The sequence below is a fragment of the Nocardia sp. PE-7 genome (assembly GCF_030486425.1).
GTDB classification, from domain to species: Bacteria; Actinomycetota; Actinomycetes; order Mycobacteriales; family Mycobacteriaceae; genus Nocardia; species Nocardia salmonicida_A.
The window spans coordinates 5,121,772-5,139,342 of the sequence record NZ_CP129614.1 but is presented as its reverse complement, the minus strand read 5'-3'; the positions used below and the strand labels follow the sequence as shown (position 1 = coordinate 5,139,342).

Below are 17,571 nucleotides of genomic sequence, written 5' to 3'. Positions count from 1 at the left end.
TGCTCGTCGACGCGGATCTACGGAAGTGAAACCATGATTGCAACGACGCATTCCCTTCGCCGCGCGCTGTGCGGAATCGGCATCGCCGCGGTGTTGACCGCGGCATCCGGCCCGGCCACCGCGGATCCCGCGCTGGAGCCGACGATCGCCTCCTTGGCCGAGTACGTGAACGCGGGCACGGTGCCCGCCGCCGACGGCCGCACCCCTACCGCCATCGCCGACACCGGCAGCGCCTCCGGCAGCAGTTCGGGTTCGGCGGGCAGCCGCGCCTCCGACGCCGTGGGCGAGGGTCCCGAGATGTCGGCGTACCTGCCCGCCTTCGCCTACGGCCTGCTCCACCCCGACGCGGCGCCGCCCGGCGCCAACCGCTGGGACTGTAAGCCCTCGGCTCAGCACCCGCGCCCGGTGGTGCTGCTGCACGGCACCTGGCTCAACGCCTACGACACCTTCTCCTACCTCTCGCCACACCTGGCGAGGGCCGGGTACTGCGTGTTCGCCCTGAACTTCGGCAAATCCGGGTTGCTGGAGGCCGGCGGACTCGGCGCCGTGCTGCCGGGCCGCTACGGGGTCGGCCCGATGGCCGACTCCTCGCGCCAGGTCGCCGCCTTCATCGAGCGGGTCCGCGCGGCGACCGGGTCGGACCAGGTCGACATCGTCGGCCATTCCCAGGGCGGCACCATCGCGAACCACTATCTGAAGTTCGAGGGCGGCCAGGGCAAGGTCGGCAAGCTGGTCAGTTTCGGCGCCACCCATCACGGCACCTCGCTGCTCGGGATAGCCACGCTCGGTCGCATGATCAACAACGCGGGCATCGACATCCTGGGCTTCTACCGGCCGATCATCGGCGCGGCCAATGTCGAACAGGCCATCGGGTCACCGTTCTACACCACCCTCAACGCCACCGGTGACACGGTGCCCGGCGTCGCCTACACCGCCGTCGGTTCCCGCTACGACGAGGTGATGAACCCCCTCGACCTCGGCTTCCTGCGGGCCGGGCCGGAGGCGACCGTCGACAACATCACCCTGCAGAGCGGCTGCGAGCAGGACGTCTCCGACCACCTGACCATGATGTATTCGCCGCGCGCCACCTCGATCGCGCTGCGTGCTCTCGATCCGGAAGGCAGTCCCACCTTGGCCTGTACGTTCAACCCCTGGTTCTTCGGCGGCGGCGGCAGCCTATGACCGTCGACGCTCCGGCAGCTCCCGGGCGCGACGCGCCCGTGCTGCCGCCCGACGACCCGTTCTACGACACCCCACTCGGCATCGCCGCGCTCGCGCCGGGGACGGTGGTGCGGTCGCGGTCGGTGGAGCTCGCGCTGTTCGGGGTGATCCGGCAGCGGATCACCGCGTGGCAACTGCTGTATCGCACCTGCGATCTCGACGGTGCGCCGGAGGTCTCGGTGACGACGGTGCTGCTGCCGTGGGGTGCTTCGGCACGGCCCCGGCCGCTGGTGTCGTTCCAATGCGCGATCGATGCCGTTGCCCCGCAATGCTTTCCGTCGTACGCGTTGCGGCGGGGCGCGTGGACGATCGGTTCGATCGCGCCGCTCGAGCTGCCGATCATCGCGATGGCGTTGGAGCGGGGATGGGCGGTGTCGGTGCCCGATCACGAGGGCCTCGGTGGTCGCTTCGGGGCGGCGCGGGAGCCCGGATATCGTGCGCTTGACGGGATTCGGGCCGCCCTGGACTTCGCCCCGATGGCGTTGACGCCGACCACTTCTGTTGCCCTGTGGGGCTATTCGGGCGGCGGGCTCGCCACGGCGTGGGCCGCGGAACTGGCCGCCGAGTACGCGCCGGAGCTGAATATCGTCGGTGCGGCGGCGGGTTCACCGGTGGGTGACCCGGCCGCCGCCTTCGAGCGTCTCAACGGCGGGTGGTTCGCCGGGTTCCCCGCCGCGTTCATCGCGGGATTGCGGCAGGCCTATCCCGAACTCGGTGCGGTGCTGCACGATCACCTCGACGCGCGGTACCGAGGTCTGCTCGGTGAAGCCGAGCAGCGCAGCACCTTCGCGCTGTTGCTGCGGTTCGCGCGTCGCGATGTCACCGGGCATCTGCGCGGCGGCATGGCGGAGTTGCTCGCCGAACCCGTCCTGCGCCGCATCCTCGCCGACATCGAACCCGGCACTCGCGCGCCCGCGGCACCGCTGCTCATCGTTCAGGGGGTGAACGACGAGGTGATCGCGGTGGCCGATATCGACGCGCACGTGCGCCGCTATCAGCAGGCCGGGGCGACGGTGCGTTATCTGCGCGTGCGCCGCGGCTCGCACCTGCCACTGGAATTCCTCATCGTGCCGGCGATTCTCGACTGGCTCACCGACAGATTCGCCGGCGATCCCGCGCCGACCGGGACGTGCACAGTCGCCTCCGTCGCACGTTCGCCGCGAGCCCTGCGTACCCATCTCGCGTTCGTGCGGACGGTGCTGTGCATGCTCGGCGGATTGCCGATCGGCGGGACGGAGGCGGGTGCCTCACCCGAACGACCCCGCTTGGGTGGCGGCGATTCCGAACGTTCGCACGTTGTCGATGATGCCTCGATCGCCGTTCGGTGATGAATCCGTGCTCTCGCGGAGGTGGGTGATCGGTCGTGGTGCCACGGCAGTGGTAGATGTCGGCAGGGTCGGGATCACCGCTTCCACCACGGCGGTGAGCTGAGTGGCGCCACACGCCGGCGCGCTGTCGAGGACGAATTCGACAGTGTCGCATCGCGTTCCGTTGTCGGTATTGAACTCGTCGGTCGAGCTCACAGGTCCGCCACGTATCGGTCGTCTTCGGGGTGCGCTTCGACCGCCGCGAGGTAGACGTCGAGGCGGCGTCGCAGCTCGTGCACGGCCAATTCCTGTGCGGCCACCAGCTCGTCGACCGTCACACCGGCGGGCGACGTCACGGTCGGCCGGTGGGCGCACAGGTCGCCGCGGTCCGCCTCGATCAGCATGCGTTCGGCGGCCCGCTCCTGCTTGTCGATCGACGCGGCGCGGCGGCGGTTGCGGGCGTCCTCGTCGAGCCGGTGACGGGCGATGGCGGCGATCAGGGAGTGCCGTCGCCGATCCGCCGCGTCGACCTCGCTGTCGCGTTGTCGCCGAGCCGTTTCGGCCTCGGCGGTCGCGGCGAGCTCCTCGGCCCTGGCACAGGCATCGCGCACGCTGTCGTGATGCTTCGCCTCACCATCGGCGAGCAGCAATCGGGCCTGGGCTTCGAAAGACTCGGCCGTAGTCCGCAACCCCGTCCTGGCATGCGCGCTCACCTGGAACACCATCGCCGCGGCGACAGTGAGCCGCCGGGCCGCATCGCTTCTCGAAGGTGTCATCCCCGCGTTCCTCACTACCGGTCGTCGAGAACATAGATGCGCCACGCACCGACAGCGGTTCGCCGCGAACCGATCGTCTGTCGTACGGCATCAGTGTCGGTGAGGGGTTTCACCGACGTCGCCGCAGCACCGTGGCGGCGTCGGTGAAGTACTGCTGCCCCTGGGGGTGACGGCCGCGCCACCACGCGCCGAGTGGAGCCGCAGGGGGGTTCCACGCGGGTCGGTGGTGCGCCCTCCCAGGGCGCATCCGAACCCGATTGCCGGACGAACGTTTCCGGTAATCGGGTTCGTAATCCGTGCCGCGACAGCGACGATCAGCTCAAGCCGGCGACGATCGCCGCCCGCACCGGATCGTCGGCGGGCAGGCCCTTGGCCACCCTGCGCCACGCGTTGCGCCCGGCCGTGAGCGAGCAGCGCACCGCGTCGGTGACCGCCGATGTATGCGTGCTGCCGAGCGCGGCACCCGGCAGCAGCGAGATCTCGAGATCCTCGGACATGGTGAGCGCCCTGGTGACGACCTGACCGGTGAGCGTGCCGTCGGCATCGGCGTAGAGGACGACGAGCAGTTCGGTGCGCTCGTCACCGAGGCTCACCGCCACTCGCACGATGTCGCCCGCCGCGGCCCGAGCGCCGAACGAGTGCACCGAGATTCGCGTCTGCTCCGCACCCGCGGGTGAGCGGGTGAACTCGATCCCCAACTCCCGGTCGAGCTGTTTCTGTACCGCGCGGGTCGCCGTCGTCTCACCCTCGGATGACGCGGCCAGCGGTTGCACGGTCCAGCCCGGCACCGCCATCACGGTACGGCGCGCGTCGAGGTCGCCGACGGCGGCCGAACCGCCCGCCTCGCCGCGTAACAGTCGCGCCGCGATCCGTGCTCCGGCGGCGGCCGACTCCGCGTCGAAATCCGGGCTGTCGGCCTCGGCGAAGGCGATCAGCACATCGATATCGACCGGCAGACTCAGGCGGTCCGCGTCATGATCCGCCATCAGGATGTCTCCTCGTTGTCCCGGGCGTCGAGTTGCGCGCGCACTGCCGCACGCAGCAACTTGGCGCCCGCCGCGCGTAAACGCTTGACCTTCTCCTGGCTGAACTGCAGGTCTCGGGCCACCTCACCGGTGGTCTGCACGTCGGAATAGCTGCCGTCCGTGGCGATCACGAAGGTCGCCCGGAGCACGGCCGCGGTCTCCGCGTGCGCGATCGAGTCCAGCGCGTCCCGCAGGATCACGCGGTCGGCGAGCCGGTTCTCGGCATCGCCGTGTCGATGATCCTCGAGTACCAGCACGGTCGACTCGTAGTCGACCCGGTGACCCGGGTGGCGTTTCTCGGCTGTGCGACTGCGCCGGTACTGCAGCACCTGCCACTGAAGCTTCTTGAGTACCAACGCTTTCCAGTGCCGGATCCGCTCGGTGGGCAGCGTCGCGGTGAGCTCGACCATCGTGTCCTGGGCGACATCTTCGAAGTCGCTGCGCATATCCGGGTCGAGCCGGTCCAGGACGTAGCGGGCCTTGGTCGCCGCATAGCTCGACATGGTGACCAGATCGGCGCCGAAGATGTGGTCGACGACCGCGGGACGCAGGCGTTCGGGGACCTCGCTCCACGCGGCGCCGAGCCACTGGTCCATGGGCTCAGAACTCAACTGACACCCCCACTCGGCCGGCGACGGGCACACCACGGCTCGTTTTCTCGTCGCCGTCGATGCTACCTGCGCCGCAGGCCGAGCCGACGGGAGACATCGGAGTGCGGTGTGGGATCGAACATGTCCCATCGCGGAGCCTCCTGTCGGGTCGATCGGCTCCTACACAGATGCGGTTGCCGCCCCGAGCGGTTCGCGGCGCCGTCGCCAGACCCGCGCGATCAGGCCGGGCAGGCAGGGGAGGCGACCATGAACGAGAACGCGATCTGGCAATACCAGGCCTTTTCGACCTTCCACTTCCCGCCCTCGGCGACGAAGTTGACGATCAGCGGGTACGGCGGACTGCCGTTGATCGACGCGGTACCGTCGGCGAGCATGCCGGGAGGTGCGGTTCTGGTGCCCGCGATGGTGATCGCGATGGTGGCGCCGCCCTGTCGAGGGGCGTCGGCGACTCGGTTCGGCAGCTCGGGGTCGCTCTCGATGCCCTGGATGAGTTCGAGCTTCTCGGCGTTGGACACCGCCGGATCGAGCAGCCGCTGCATCAGTGCCCCGACTTCGTCGGCACCCGGTAGCGGCGGCGGCGCGGAGATCTCGTGCGCTACGACTCTTGCCGGCTCGGTGGTGGCGTCCTCGGCGGCCGAACAGCTCGCCGATACCGCGGTCACGGCGAGCAGGGCGGCGACGGTCATGGTGCGTCCGGCGCTGTGTCGTCTCGGCAACGTGGTCCCTCGGGTCGATCGATGGTGTGCTGGAATTCAATCGTATCGGGGCATTCTCGGAAGGGTCGGGTGATGCCCGGCGGGGAGACGGGGGAGACATGGCGGTCGAATCGACGGATCGGTCGGCGGGCGCGCTGTCGACCGACGACGCGGTGCTGATCGAGCTGACCGGTGCGCCGCAACGGTGGCTGGCTCTGTGTCGCGATGCCGTCGCCGCCGGACCCGATGCCGCGCGCCGGCTACTGGAGCATCGGCGGGAGACCGGTGTGCTGGCACGGCAGTCGCTGGCCCGGTGGAAGAATCTCGCGGCGGACGAGGATCTGCTCGAGGAGGAGTCCGAGGATCCCGACGCGCAGGACCGCAGGATCACCGCGGATCTGTCGGCGGCCCGGGCGATGGCGGTGCTGGCGCAGGCGCTGACCGGTTCGATCGACATCGACGACGCGTGCGAGGCCTTCCTCGATCACGCCGAACGCGCCGGGTTGATCTCGGTCGGCACCCAGCTGCTGCCCGCGGGTATTCCGATCACCAGCGCGAATGCCCCGCTCGGCGAGATCGTGCGACATCTGCTCGGGCAGGGCGGTCGGGCGGGGCGCGGGTACGCCATCATGGCCGCGCTCGAGCTGGCCGGGCACACCCTTCCGGTCGTGCGCAGCAGCCGGATCAGTGTGCTGTTCCTGAATTTCGGCGGTGGTGGTGAGGTGGGCGTGCTGCGCCTCGACCAGGTTCGTGGCGGACCGAGCGGCCTGCATCCCGACCCGGCGCGGATGGGTTTCCTGCAGGCCGATCGCGAGTTCACCGACAGCCTCGAAAGAGCCTGGCGAATCAGCAGACTGGCGGGTACCGACGCGTGTGTGCGGTGGTCGGTCTCGACCCACGGCAGCACGCCGGCCAACGACATCAACGGCGCGTCGATGGGCGCGGCGTTCGCGGTCGCCCTCGACGACCTCGCGCCGCGGCACGCGCTGCTGCGTCGCCTGCGGCCCCGCCGGCTCGACCCCGAGTGCGCGGTCACCGCCGGGCTGTCCGGCACGAACCTGACGGCCGTCGGCGGCTACGCGGGCAAACTGACTGCCGCGCAACGCTCGTCGCTTCGCGTAGTGGTCGCGTCCGAGGCCTACCGGGCAGCCGCCGACGAGGCCCCACAGAACTACGCCGACCGCATCTCGGCCGCCCGCACGGTGTCCGAGGCGATCGCGAGGACCCGCACCCGGGCCAACCTCGCGCTGTGGATGGTTTCCGTGGCGGCCGGGCTGGCCGTGCTGCTGGCGGTGGGGTCGGTGACCGAGCTGGTCCAGCTGCGCATCGAGAACGCGGCCGCGCGCGCGGAATCGAATTCGCGCCTGTTCGCCGGCGTCGCGCGCGGCGGTGGCAACCTCAATCCCGCACTGTCCCAACAGATCGCGCTCGCCGCCTATCGAACCGCGCCGACCGAGGAAGCGCGATCGGCACTGTTGGAGAACACCGCGACGAACGCGCCCATCCGGATCAGCCCGGGTGTCGTGCTCGGCCGCGGGGTGGTCTTCGATCCCGACGCACCGCGCATCGCGACCACTCCGCAGGGCGAGGTGATCGCGATCGGCGAAGGCGACGGTTCCGTGGAATTGGTGCGGGTCACCGAGTCCGGCGTCGACCGCTGGCCACGGTTCGCCACCGACAGCGGCCACATCCGCGGCATCGCGATCAGCGCGAACCACGAATGGTTGGTGGTCGCCGGCGATCTGCGATCGGCGTTGTGGAATATCGCCGACCCCGGCGCACCGCGCCCGGTGACCCAGTTCCCCCTCGCCGGCCGGTTGCCCTCGTCGGTCGCGCTGAGTCCCGACCTCGAGTTCGTCGCCATCGGCACCCACAGTGCGACGGTGTCGACCTGGCGACTCGGCGACGATCCCGCGCACCCGGTCGCCCTGCCGACGCAGTCGGTCTCGGGTCAGCGTGCGGAGGTCGCCCTGAGTGATCACACGCTGGTCGCGGCGGTACCGTCGTTGTTCGGCGGAGTCTGGACGACCACGGTGCGCGGCTGGAACGCCGAGACCCTCGACCGCGATCAGACGCCGGTGTTCGACCGGCGCCTCGAACGCCCCGGCGGCGCGGAGGCGAGGTCGGTCGAGTTCACCGGCGACGGCACCGTGCTGGCCGTCGCTCTCAATCCGGGTGAGGTCGCGCGCTGGCGAGTCGGCGCGAGCACCTTCGAGCCGATGCCGGCGGTAATGCGGGGCGCCAACGAATACCTCGACGTGTCGCTGACCGAGGACGGTCGATCGGCGGTGATCGTCGGCGGTGACTCCCGGGCCCGCATCCGCGACCTGGACACCGGCGTGGAGCTGGTCACGCTCCCGATCGATATGGTCGCTCGCGCGCGCTTCCTGCGCGGTGGAAGATCGCTGGTGACAACGAGTTTCGACCATGCGGTGCACGTTTTCGCACTGCCGGGTCCGGTCGTGTCGACCAGCTCGCTGACGCTGTTCCGATTTCCGCTCGACCAGCCAGTCCTGTCACAGGAGCTGTTCCCGCACCTGCGAATGCTGGCCAGAACGCCCTTCGCCACCGATCGAACATTGCTCGACGGCGACCCCGCCGGCCTGATCGACGTCGTCGCGATCGCCCCGGGCGGGATACGGGCGGTGACCAGGACCGAATCCACGATCCAGGTGTGGGACATCGCCGACCCGGTGACTCCGCGCCGCGTCGGCGCGCCGCTCAGCGCGGCAGGCGTCGACATCCGCGCCATCACGTTCAGCCCTGACGGCACCTTGGCCATCGGTCGCAGCATGACCCAGACCGTCGATATCTTCGATGTCTCCGACGAGCCCCGGTTGCTGACGAGTATCCGATTCGGCCGCGGCTACCCGACCTCGCTCGCCTTCAGTCCGGACGGCAGCATGCTCGCCGTCGGCAGCCACCGCACCGGCAACGTCAGCGTCTTCGCCACCACCCCCGCCGCGCCGACGATCGCGGAACTGTCCGACCTGCGAACCCCGGGCCAGACCATGTCGCTGGCCCTGAGCTCGCGCGACACCCTCGCGGTCGGCACTCTCACCGGCGCGTTCGTCTACGAGATCGGCAAGCCGGGTCGTCCGCCGCGCGGCCTCACCGTCCCGGTCGGCGCCAACGGCTCGGCGGGCTCGGTGGCCTTCGATCCGGGCGGAACCCGACTCGCCGTCGACGACATCCTCAGCGGCACCATTCTGCTCTGGGACTACAGCGACCCCGCGAACCCCACCGCGTACGCCACGATCACTCGCGGCCAACGCCACCGTCAGCCCACGATGCTGGCCTTCGCGGCAGATGGGGCCGTCCTCACCGAATCCGCCGTCGACGGCACCCTGCGTCGATGGCGCACCGACGCCGCCGCCGAGGCCGACCGGATCTGCGCCAGCGGCACCACCCCGATCACCCGCGAGGAATGGACAGGCGCCCTTCCCGGCCACGCCTACGTGAACCCCTGCCCGGAACGCTGATCCATTACCGCTCCACCGGCGGTTCTCGCGTTTATATGTGACGGTATGTAGCGGTGCCCCTATTTTTTGGGGCAATAGAAATGTGGCCTTATCAGATACCGCAATACGATTCTCATAGAGTTCTCAGAATTAATTGAGAAACGGTGGGTATCGCGCGAAAATGCCAGCTGGGGGCGGTGTCGTGGCCGAACTGTTACCAGTGTCACTAAATCGAGAAATCCGTAACCCGTAATCTTCGGGCGTCGATATGCCATTCGTAAGCCAGCTCCGGCTGGGCCTATGCGAGAAACAGAGGAATTACTATGATCCCCGTTATCATCGACACCGGTAGCGCTGCCCTCGGTGGCCTCTTCAACACCCTCGGCGCCGCGCTCAACGGGCTGGTCGACACCCTGTGGACCGGTTCCTTCGGCGGCTGATACAGCCCCATAGGTCGATGAAACGACCTGGTCCTCGCTAGCGCGTGACCGACGAGAAGGCCCCGCACCCGACGGTGTGGGGCCTTCCCTCGTCAGTGGATGTGGGGGGCCCGTTCGGGCACGTGCTTCGGGCCGTGCGAGTCGGCGCACGGGTGGGAGTCACGGTTGCCGATGGCGAGGAGTTTCGGGCTGGCATGGTCGACCTGCAGGGTGACGTGCTCGATGTGGTGGTCGTGGTCGAGCATGTGCGCGATGTCCTCGCGGACCGCGTGGCAATCGCGGCCGGGCTGCACGAGAACATGGGCCGACAGGGCGGGGGAGCCGGAGGTGATTTCCCAGATGTGCAGGTCGTGTACCTCGGTGACGCCGTCGCGCGCGGCCATGTCGCGGCCGATCCGCGCCGGGTCGAGGTTCTCGGGCGCGGCCTCGAGGAAGATCCGGCTCGACGCCTTGATCAGGCCGATTCCGGCCTTGATCATCAGCGCCACCACGATCAGCGTGGCGACCACGTCGGCCTGGACCCAGCCGGTGAGGATAATGATCAGACCGGCGACGGCGGTGGCGATGAACGCGAACAGGTCGTTGAGGATGTGCTGGTAGGCGCCTTCGACATTGAGGCTGGTGCGATCGGCGCGGCTGATCATCCAGGTGGCGAGCACGTTCACGACGATGCCGATCAACGCGGTGATCAGCACCAGCCAGCCGTGCACCTCCGGCGGCTCGAACAGTCGGCGGATCGCCTCGTAGCCGAGCCAGAGGGCCAGTAGCAGCAGCGTCAGCCCGTTGGCCTGTGCCGACAGGATCTCGGCCCGCTTCCAGCCGAATGTCATCCGCCCGCTCGCCGGTCGCGCCGCGAGCCGAATGGCCCACAGCGCCAGCGCGATCGAGGCGGCATCGGTGGTCATGTGCGCCGCATCGGAGAGCAGGGCGAGCGAATCGGCGATGATGCCGACGATCACCTCGCCGATCAAGAAGGTGACGATCACCGCCAGCGCGCCGGCCAGCCAGCGTCGATCGCTGTCGGCCGATACCCCGTGGTCGTGCCCGTGCCCTGCGCCCATCACGTTCCCCTCTTCTGCGGTTCGATCGGTCGCAATCATATGCACACATCGCTATGTATGCAATTCGTTCTTGGTCAGGGGTGATCGTCGCTGGTCACCGAATGTTGCCGCGTCGAATTCCAGCTTATGCCTGAACGGACGGGCGCGGTGATGCGCGCCGAACCGCTCCCGGGCGGACTCGCTGCCCTGCGTCGCCCGGCCGGAGCCCGCGTGAATCTGTCGATCAGTCCTGATCGGGCCAGGTATCGGCGACGACCAACTTGCCTGCCGCCAGGAGCATCGCGTAGTGCTCGGCGACCACGCCGGACGGGTAGGTCGGCCAGAACGACACCGCCCCGGTCGCCTTGTCGATGACGTACACCGAGCCGCCGATCGGGATCGGCCGATCCGGGGGCGCGTGCAACGGGTCGATCGCGAAAATGGTGAAGCCGTCGGCGAATTCGACGATCTGCCGATCGTGTCCCGGTTGCTCGGCGGGGAGGTGTTCGGCCGCGAGGCGGGTGGCCTCGGCTCGGTCGACCGGCGTGTGCGCGTCGGTCGGAAATGCATGGATGTCCACGTTGTTCGCTCCTCGTGGCGATTGTCGTCGCCCTGGTGCGATCGTGCTCGACTTCGCTCGAATCCGCGAGCCCGGAAATAGAGCGAGCCCGGCGTCCCTGCTCCCCCCTCCTGGAGAAGGCCCTGCCGGGCTCGCGAGAACTACTTTCCGGTACCGGCCCAGCAGGATCCTGAAGAGTCGCTTAACGCGCGGCGTTGTCATCTACGCGGTCCACTGCGATATCCCCATATGAAGGACAACTCCTGCGGTGCGCACTGCGCGCGCCTGTGTACCAGGGACGGGCTGACCGAGGTGCTCGCCACCGATCGCGGTCTGCTGCACTGGCGGGCTGTGCGCAGCCTCGGTGATGCGGGCCTGGCCGAGCACGCGGTGCAGGAGACCCTGCTGCGCGGCTGGCGGTCCTGTCAGGACTTCGACGATCGCAAAGGCAGCGTGCGCACCTGGCTGCTGGCGATCGAACGCAACGTCATCATCGACATCCTGCGGGCCAGAGCGATTCGGCCCGGTGATGTGGGCTGGGATGACATCACCGAGGTATCGGTCTGTGGCGGACCGGATTTCGCCGACGGACTGGTCGACGGTCTGCTCGTCGATGAACTGCTGGCCAGGCTCCCGGAACCGCAGCGCGCGGCGGTGACCGAGGTGATTCTGCACGACCGTGGGTACCGGGAGGTCGCCGCGGATTTCGGTGTTCCGGTCGGCACCGTGAAGACCCGGGTGCACTACGCGTTGCGGTCCCTGCGGCAATTGCCAGAAGTTGCCTGAGGGTCGTCGCCGAGCGCTTATCTGGGCATCCGACCAGCGTCTTTTCGTACTTCCATCCAGTTACATTTCGGTAACTGTGCTTGCCCTGTGGTTGCCAACGTTGCAAGAGTGAACCACTGGGTTTGGTGTTACCAGGTGTTACCAATGGGAAGGGAGGGGTGCTCCGGTCCCGGGGCACCGACCGAACATGCAACCAAACATCATCAAGGCCGGAATCTGCTCTACCGTCTCCGCCGCGGTGGTGGTGTCGCTGTCGGGTTTGATCCCCGTGACCGCCCACGCCGCTCCTGAACCGGCGACCAGCGCGCAGCTCGCCGGTAAAACGATCTTCCTCGACCCCGGTCACCAGGGGTCGGCGCATTCGGAGGACCTGAGCCGCCAGGTCGACAACGGCCGCGGCGGCACCAAGGACTGCCAGACCACCGGCATGACCTCGCTCAACGGCATCCCCGAGCACACCATCAACTGGGACGTGGCCCAGCTCGTGCGGGCGTCCCTGGAGGCGCTGGGGGCCGACGTGGTGCTGAGTCGTGCCGACGACACCGGGTGGGGCGGCTGCGTCGACGATCGCGCCCGCGCCGCCAACCAGTCCGGCGCCGATGTGGCGGTGAGCATTCACGCCGACAGCGCGGGCCCCGACCAGCACGGATTCCACATCATCGTGCCGCAGCTCCCCATCCCCGACCCGATCGCCGACAAGGCGCAGTCCGGCGGTGGGCGACTCGTGTCGAGCGCGGTCCGTGACGCCTACCTGGCGGCAGGCTTCGCGCCCGCGAACTACGCGGGCGTCAAAGGGGGCCTGCAGACCCGCGAGGACGTGGCAGGCCCGGCGCTGACGCAGGTGCCGCTGGTGTTCGTCGAGATGGGCAACGGCGCCCATGCCGGCGATGCCGCTCGGCTGGAATCGCGCGAAGGTCAGCTCGAGCACGCGGTCGCCATCGCGACCGGCGTCGTCGGGTTCCTGCTGAACAAGCCGATCCCCGCCTACGCCGCCGCCCCGGGGCGGGTGCCGGTCGCGACCACCACCCAGACACCGAAGCGCGCACCCGCTGCCGACCCGACCGAGACCCCCGCGCCGACCACTGACGCACCCGCGCCGCCACCGGCTGCGAACCGAAACGGCGCTGCCGTCCCGGCCGAGGAGCCCGGCGGTGCCGGAACGCCCGCCGAGGGCACGAATGGGGCCACCGACCCGGCTGACTCCTCGCAGCCCTCGAAGAAGCCCGGAGGGACCACCGCGTCGACTCCGGAGTCCGAGGCGCCGACTCCGACCTCGACGACAGCGGCGCCCCACGCGGTCGCGCCGGCGCAGGTTCCCGCACCCGAGCAGGCACCGGTTGATCCGCCCGCGCTGCCCGGTGGCGCGAGCGATCAGACGGCGCCGACCGAGGATCCGGCCCCCGCCGACGCCAATGCTCCCGCGACCGCCGCACCGATCCCCGCACGAGCCCCGATCGCCGATCCGGTTCCGGTGGCGCCCGTCCGCACCGCCGCCCCCGGCGACCCGCCCCGCACCGCGTCACCCCAGGCGCCCGCCGCACCCGCCCCCAAGAAGCGCGGCACCACACCCAAAACCGAGGCGACGCCCGAAGAATCCGAGCTCGATCTGAGCGCCCTCGGTGGCCCGATCACCACCGTCATGACGCTGCTCATGCCGTTGGCCCAGGCCCTCGGCATGGACGAATCGACCATTCCCGGCCAGCTGATCAATCTGGTGTACACCCTGGTGGGTATGGTTTTCGGTCCGTCCTGACAGTTCGACGCACCCACGCCGCCCACTCCTGATCCAGGGGTGGGCGGCGTGCTGTGTGGCCGCGGGCAGGTGGCACCATGGGTGCGGTGATTCCTGTCGTGATCGTTGCTGGGTTTCTCGGTTCGGGGAAGACGACCCTGCTCAATTACCTGCTGCGCAACAATCGGGGAACCCGGATCGGGGTGGTGGTCAACGATTTCGGCGCGGTGAACATCGACGCGATGCTGGTGGCGGGGCAGGTCGACGCGATGGTGTCGCTCGGCAACGGGTGTGTGTGCTGTGCGGTGGACGTGTCCGAACTCGACGATCTGTTCGCGCAGCTGGCGCAACCGCGCAGTGCGGTGGATGTGATCGTGGTGGAGGCGAGCGGACTGGCCGAGCCGCGCAACCTGATCCGGATGGTGATCGCCAACCCGAACCCGCGCATCGCCTACGGCGGATTGGTCGAAGTGGTCGATGCCGAGCAGTTCGCCGCCACCAGCGCGCAGCATCCGGAGCTGGTGACCCATCTGCGGATGGCGGATCTGGTGCTGGTGAACAAGGCGGACCGCGTCGTAGCCGAGGCGCTGGCCGGTCTGCGCGCACAGTTGGCCGACTGGGTCGGGCAGGTGCCGGTCTACGCGACGACGCACGGTCGAATCGATCCGGGCCTGCTGTTCGACGATCGGGTGCCCGATCACCCGAAGGTGGCCGAGCAGCTGAGTTTCGACACCTTGCTCCACGAGCACGACCACGACGATCCCGACCACCGGCATCTCCACGACGACTACGTCTCGGTGTCGTTCACGAGTGAACGCGCGTTGAATCCCCGTGCGCTGGTGGGATTTCTGGAGGATCCGCCGCCAGGTCTGTTCCGCGCCAAGGGATATGTGACGTTCGCGGTTGCGGGCGAGCGACGCAAGTTCGAAGTCCACGTGGTCGGCAGGCACGTGGTCTTCACCCCCGGCAGCTGGGCGCGCGGTGAGCAGCGTGTCTCGAACCTGGTGCTGATCGGCGCCGGGCTCGACGCGGACGGAGCGCTGAAACGCTTGCACGACACCGTCTTCGACGGTGAGACACTCTTGGATGAGCAGGAGATGCTCGGCGTGTGGCGTTACACCGTGCAGTGACGGTCAGCCGCAGGCGTTGACCCACTCCGACAGCCCGTCGGCGAACAACTGCCGCTTCCAGATCGGCACCTCGTGCTTGATCCGATCCACGAGCTGGGCGCACACCGTGAACGCCTCGGCCCGATGCGGCGCGGCCACCGCCACGACGATCGCCAGCCCGCCGATCGTGAGCGACCCGATCCGATGTGTCGCCGCGACCGGAAGTCCGCTCGCCTGCGCCACTTCCGCGCAGATCGTGTGGAGGAAGCGCTCGGCCTGGGGGTGCGCGGAGTACTCCAGCGACGTCACCGCCTGCCCGCCGTCGTGGTTGCGCACCTTGCCGGTGAACACCACCACCGCGCCGAATTCCGGTCCGTCGACAGCGTTTTCGACGGTGAGGGGGTCGAGGTCCTGATCGCTGATGGTCGCCAGCCGAACGGCACCGAAGTCACTCATGGTTGCCGCCTCCGGCTACTTGCGCGAGCAGATGATCCAACAGCGGTTCCAGTACCGCGATCCCGTCCTTCACCCCGCCGGGCGAACCGGGCAGGTTCACGACAACGGTGCGACCGGCCAGCCCGGCGACGCCGCGACTCAGTGCGGCCAGGGGGAACTTCGCGGTCCCACGCTGCCGGATCGCATCGGCGACACCCGGCAGCTCTCGATCGAGCACGGCGCGGGTGGCCTCGGGCGTCGCATCGGTGGGGGAGGCGCCGGTGCCACCGGTGGTCACCACCAGCGCGGGCGCCGCGCTGAGTGCGTCGGCCAGCCCGGCGGCGATCTCGGCATCGGCGTAGACCAGTGGCCCGCGTACCGAAAACCCTTGTGCGGTCAGCCAATCGACGAGGACTGGACCGGTGGTGTCGGTGCGGGTTCCCGCCGCGGTGCCGGTCGACGCGACGACCACGACGGCGGTTCGCGAAAAAGTCTGGGCGTCAGCTGATTCCGTCGAAGCTTCGGTGTGTGTCGGCAACGTGGGCTCGACACTCGCACCCGCGTTCACCTGCGCCAACCGGTCGAGAGCCGGTGCGCCGGTCTCGGACCGACTCTCCGGTCGCACCCAATGTCCGTGCTTTCCACCTTCTTTGGTGACCAGCCGGACACCGTTCATCACCGCCGCGGGATCCACCGCCTTCACCATGTCGTGCAAGGTGAGCCCCGCCACGGCCACCGCCGTCAGCGCTTCCATCTCGACGCCGGTCGGCCCCTTCGTCTTGGCGGTCGCCTCGACGGTGATGGTCGTCTCGGTGAACCCGAACTCCACCTTCACCGACGACAGCGCCAGCTGATGACACAGCGGGATCAGCTCGGAAGTCTTTTTCGCACCGGCGATTCCGGCCAACCGCGCAGTCGACAACACGTCGGCCTTCGGCATGCCCTCGGCCCGCACCAACGCGATCACCTCGGCGGTGGTCTGCAATTCGCCTGCGGCGACAGCGATCCGGGTGGTGTCGGCTTTCGCGCTGACATCGACCATGCGCGCACGACCCTCGCGGTCGACGTGGGACAACTCGCTCATAGCGTCAAGATTCGCACAGGGACACCGGCGGCCAGCGAGGTGACCTCGGCGGGAACGTCGACGAGCACATCGGCCCAGGCCATCCCCGCGATGAGATGCGAGCCGGGCCCCGAGATCACGTCGACCCCGTCCTCGGTCAACAGGCCGCGCAGGTATTGGCGACGACCGGCGGGGGAGCGCAGCGGCGTGCGCAGGGTCGTTTCGCCGCTCACGAGTTCCGGCAGTCCGGCCAGCGCGCGCACGGCGGGGCGCGCGAACACCGCGTACGACACCATCGTGCTCACCGGATTGCCGGGGAAACTGAGCACGGGGACCTCGTCGACCACGGTGTAGCCCTGAGGTCCGCCGGGTTGCACCGCGACCGAGCCGAAAGTCCCGCCGAGCGGACCCAACACATCCTTGACGACCTCGAAGTCGCCCTTGGACACGCCACCGGAGGTGAAGACCACGTCGGCGGCGGCGGTCGCGGCGTTCAGCACCGAGGTGAACACCGCGGGGTCGTCGGTGCTGTGCGCGACCTCGACCACCTCGACACCGTCGGCCCGCAATGCCGCGGCCAGGGCGATGCCGTTCGAGTTGTAGATCTGTCCCGGCGCCAGCACGCTGCCCGCGGGCCGGAGTTCGTCACCGGTCGTGATGCAGACCGCCCGTAATCGACTCAGCGCCGGCACGGCAGGCAGGCCCACCGCGGCCAGTGCCGCGATATGCCGGGGGGCGAGCACCGTGCCCGCCCGCGCCACGAGCTCACCGGTCCGCACATCGGTGCCCGCCTCGCGCACGAATTCGCCGCGCCCACGTCCACGTTCGACCACGATTCGCCCGTCACCGGCCTGCACATCCTCGACCGGCACCACACAGTCGGCACCGGGCGGCAGCGGCGCACCGGTCATCACCTTCACGGCCGAGCCGACGGGCAGCGCGTCGGTGCCCGGCTTACCCGCCGCCACCACGCCGACAACAGGCAGCGTCACCGGCGTGACAGCCACATCGGCCGCGCGCACCGCGTATCCGTCCATCGCCGAGTTACGGAACACCGGCAGGTCGATCGGCGACACCACATCGGCCGACAGCGTGCGGCCGAGCGCGTCGGGCACCGCCACCTGTTCATCGGGGCGGTCGGCGAGTGGGGCCAGCAGCGCGGCGACGGTGTCGCGGTACTCGTCGACGCTGCGTGTCGACGCGGTAGCGGGCCGGGGAGTCATGCTGCCAGCTTAATCTCCGCCGTCGGGGCCGGTCGGGGTCGCGTTGCTCACGGTGGAGGGTCGGCTGTGGTGAGCTGACGAGTTCGCG

The 17,571-nt window shown here is 69.0% G+C and carries 14 protein-coding genes and 1 pseudogene; 6 read left to right on the top strand and 9 right to left on the bottom strand.

The window, feature by feature from the left end; translation table 11 throughout:
* Positions 1-33 precede the first annotated feature (33 nt).
* Together QX204_RS24130 and QX204_RS24125 are read left to right on the top strand one after the other, a co-directional pair.
* The gene (locus QX204_RS24130) at positions 34-1,182 is read left to right on the top strand and encodes an esterase/lipase family protein (RefSeq protein WP_301902518.1); all 1,149 of its coding nucleotides are present in this window, start codon (positions 34-36) and stop codon (positions 1,180-1,182) included.
* Positions 1,179-2,549, top strand: a complete 1,371-nt coding sequence (locus tag QX204_RS24125; RefSeq protein WP_301902517.1) for a lipase family protein — start codon at positions 1,179-1,181, stop codon at positions 2,547-2,549. The genes QX204_RS24130 and QX204_RS24125 overlap by 4 nt, the downstream gene beginning before the upstream one ends.
* 191 nt (positions 2,550-2,740) lie before the next feature.
* Here the strand turns inward: QX204_RS24125 and QX204_RS24120 are convergent, their stop codons facing one another.
* From QX204_RS24120 to QX204_RS24105, 4 genes are all read right to left on the bottom strand, one after another.
* Complete coding sequence (locus QX204_RS24120) at positions 2,741-3,304, bottom strand: hypothetical protein (RefSeq protein ID WP_301902516.1); 564 nt, start codon at positions 3,302-3,304, stop codon at positions 2,741-2,743.
* A 314-nt stretch (positions 3,305-3,618) separates the two neighbouring features.
* Positions 3,619-4,290, bottom strand: a complete 672-nt coding sequence (locus QX204_RS24115; protein ID WP_301902515.1) for a hypothetical protein — start codon at positions 4,288-4,290, stop codon at positions 3,619-3,621.
* Entirely contained in the window at positions 4,290-4,940 is a 651-nt protein-coding gene (locus QX204_RS24110) for a hypothetical protein (RefSeq protein WP_301902514.1), read from the bottom strand. Before QX204_RS24110 ends, QX204_RS24115 begins: the two co-directional genes overlap by 1 nt.
* Before the next feature lie 218 nt (positions 4,941-5,158).
* Positions 5,159-5,626, bottom strand: coding sequence for an MTB12 C-terminal domain-containing protein (locus QX204_RS24105; RefSeq protein ID WP_301902513.1), 468 nt, complete (start codon positions 5,624-5,626; stop codon positions 5,159-5,161).
* Positions 5,627-5,754: 128 nt separating this feature from the next.
* On the opposite strand from QX204_RS24105, the gene QX204_RS24100 reads away from it, so the two are divergent.
* Positions 5,755-9,117: a WD40 repeat domain-containing protein gene (locus tag QX204_RS24100; protein ID WP_301902512.1), complete on the top strand. Its 3,363-nt coding sequence runs from the start codon at positions 5,755-5,757 to the stop codon at positions 9,115-9,117.
* A gap of 511 nt (positions 9,118-9,628) precedes the next feature.
* On the opposite strand, the gene QX204_RS24095 is transcribed toward QX204_RS24100, so the two are convergent.
* Together QX204_RS24095 and QX204_RS24090 are read right to left on the bottom strand one after the other, a co-directional pair.
* Entirely contained in the window at positions 9,629-10,597 is a 969-nt protein-coding gene (locus QX204_RS24095) for a cation diffusion facilitator family transporter (protein ID WP_301902511.1), read from the bottom strand.
* Positions 10,598-10,820: 223 nt separating this feature from the next.
* Positions 10,821-11,156 (bottom strand): SUKH-4 family immunity protein, encoded by a 336-nt coding sequence (locus QX204_RS24090; protein ID WP_301902509.1) that lies wholly within the window; start codon positions 11,154-11,156, stop codon positions 10,821-10,823.
* A gap of 228 nt (positions 11,157-11,384) precedes the next feature.
* On the opposite strand from QX204_RS24090, the gene QX204_RS24085 reads away from it, so the two are divergent.
* The 3 genes and pseudogenes from QX204_RS24085 to QX204_RS24075 all read left to right on the top strand — a co-directional run bounded on the left by QX204_RS24085 (position 11,385) and on the right by QX204_RS24075 (position 14,783).
* Complete coding sequence (locus tag QX204_RS24085; RefSeq protein WP_301902508.1) at positions 11,385-11,921, top strand: sigma-70 family RNA polymerase sigma factor; 537 nt, start codon at positions 11,385-11,387, stop codon at positions 11,919-11,921.
* Positions 11,922-12,108: 187 nt separating this feature from the next.
* Positions 12,109-13,005: pseudogene (locus QX204_RS24080) on the top strand (N-acetylmuramoyl-L-alanine amidase); the annotation flags it as partial.
* 746 nt (positions 13,006-13,751) lie between these two features.
* Positions 13,752-14,783 (top strand): CobW family GTP-binding protein, encoded by a 1,032-nt coding sequence (locus QX204_RS24075; protein WP_301902506.1) that lies wholly within the window; start codon positions 13,752-13,754, stop codon positions 14,781-14,783.
* Between the two features lie 3 nt (positions 14,784-14,786).
* On the opposite strand, the gene QX204_RS24070 is transcribed toward QX204_RS24075, so the two are convergent.
* From QX204_RS24070 to glp, 3 genes are read right to left on the bottom strand one after another with little or no spacing between them, the layout of a single operon-like run.
* Positions 14,787-15,218: a molybdenum cofactor biosynthesis protein MoaE gene (locus QX204_RS24070; RefSeq protein WP_301902504.1), complete on the bottom strand. Its 432-nt coding sequence runs from the start codon at positions 15,216-15,218 to the stop codon at positions 14,787-14,789.
* A complete protein-coding gene (gene moaCB, locus QX204_RS24065; protein WP_301902502.1) occupies positions 15,211-16,281 on the bottom strand; it encodes a bifunctional molybdenum cofactor biosynthesis protein MoaC/MoaB in 1,071 nt (356 codons plus the stop codon). The genes QX204_RS24070 and moaCB overlap by 8 nt, the downstream gene beginning before the upstream one ends.
* Positions 16,278-17,483 carry a molybdopterin molybdotransferase MoeA gene (gene glp / locus QX204_RS24060; RefSeq protein WP_301902500.1) on the bottom strand — a complete coding sequence of 402 codons (1,206 nt, stop codon included), beginning with the start codon at positions 17,481-17,483 and terminating at the stop codon, positions 16,278-16,280. The genes moaCB and glp overlap by 4 nt, the downstream gene beginning before the upstream one ends.
* Positions 17,484-17,571: the final 88 nt, after the last annotated feature.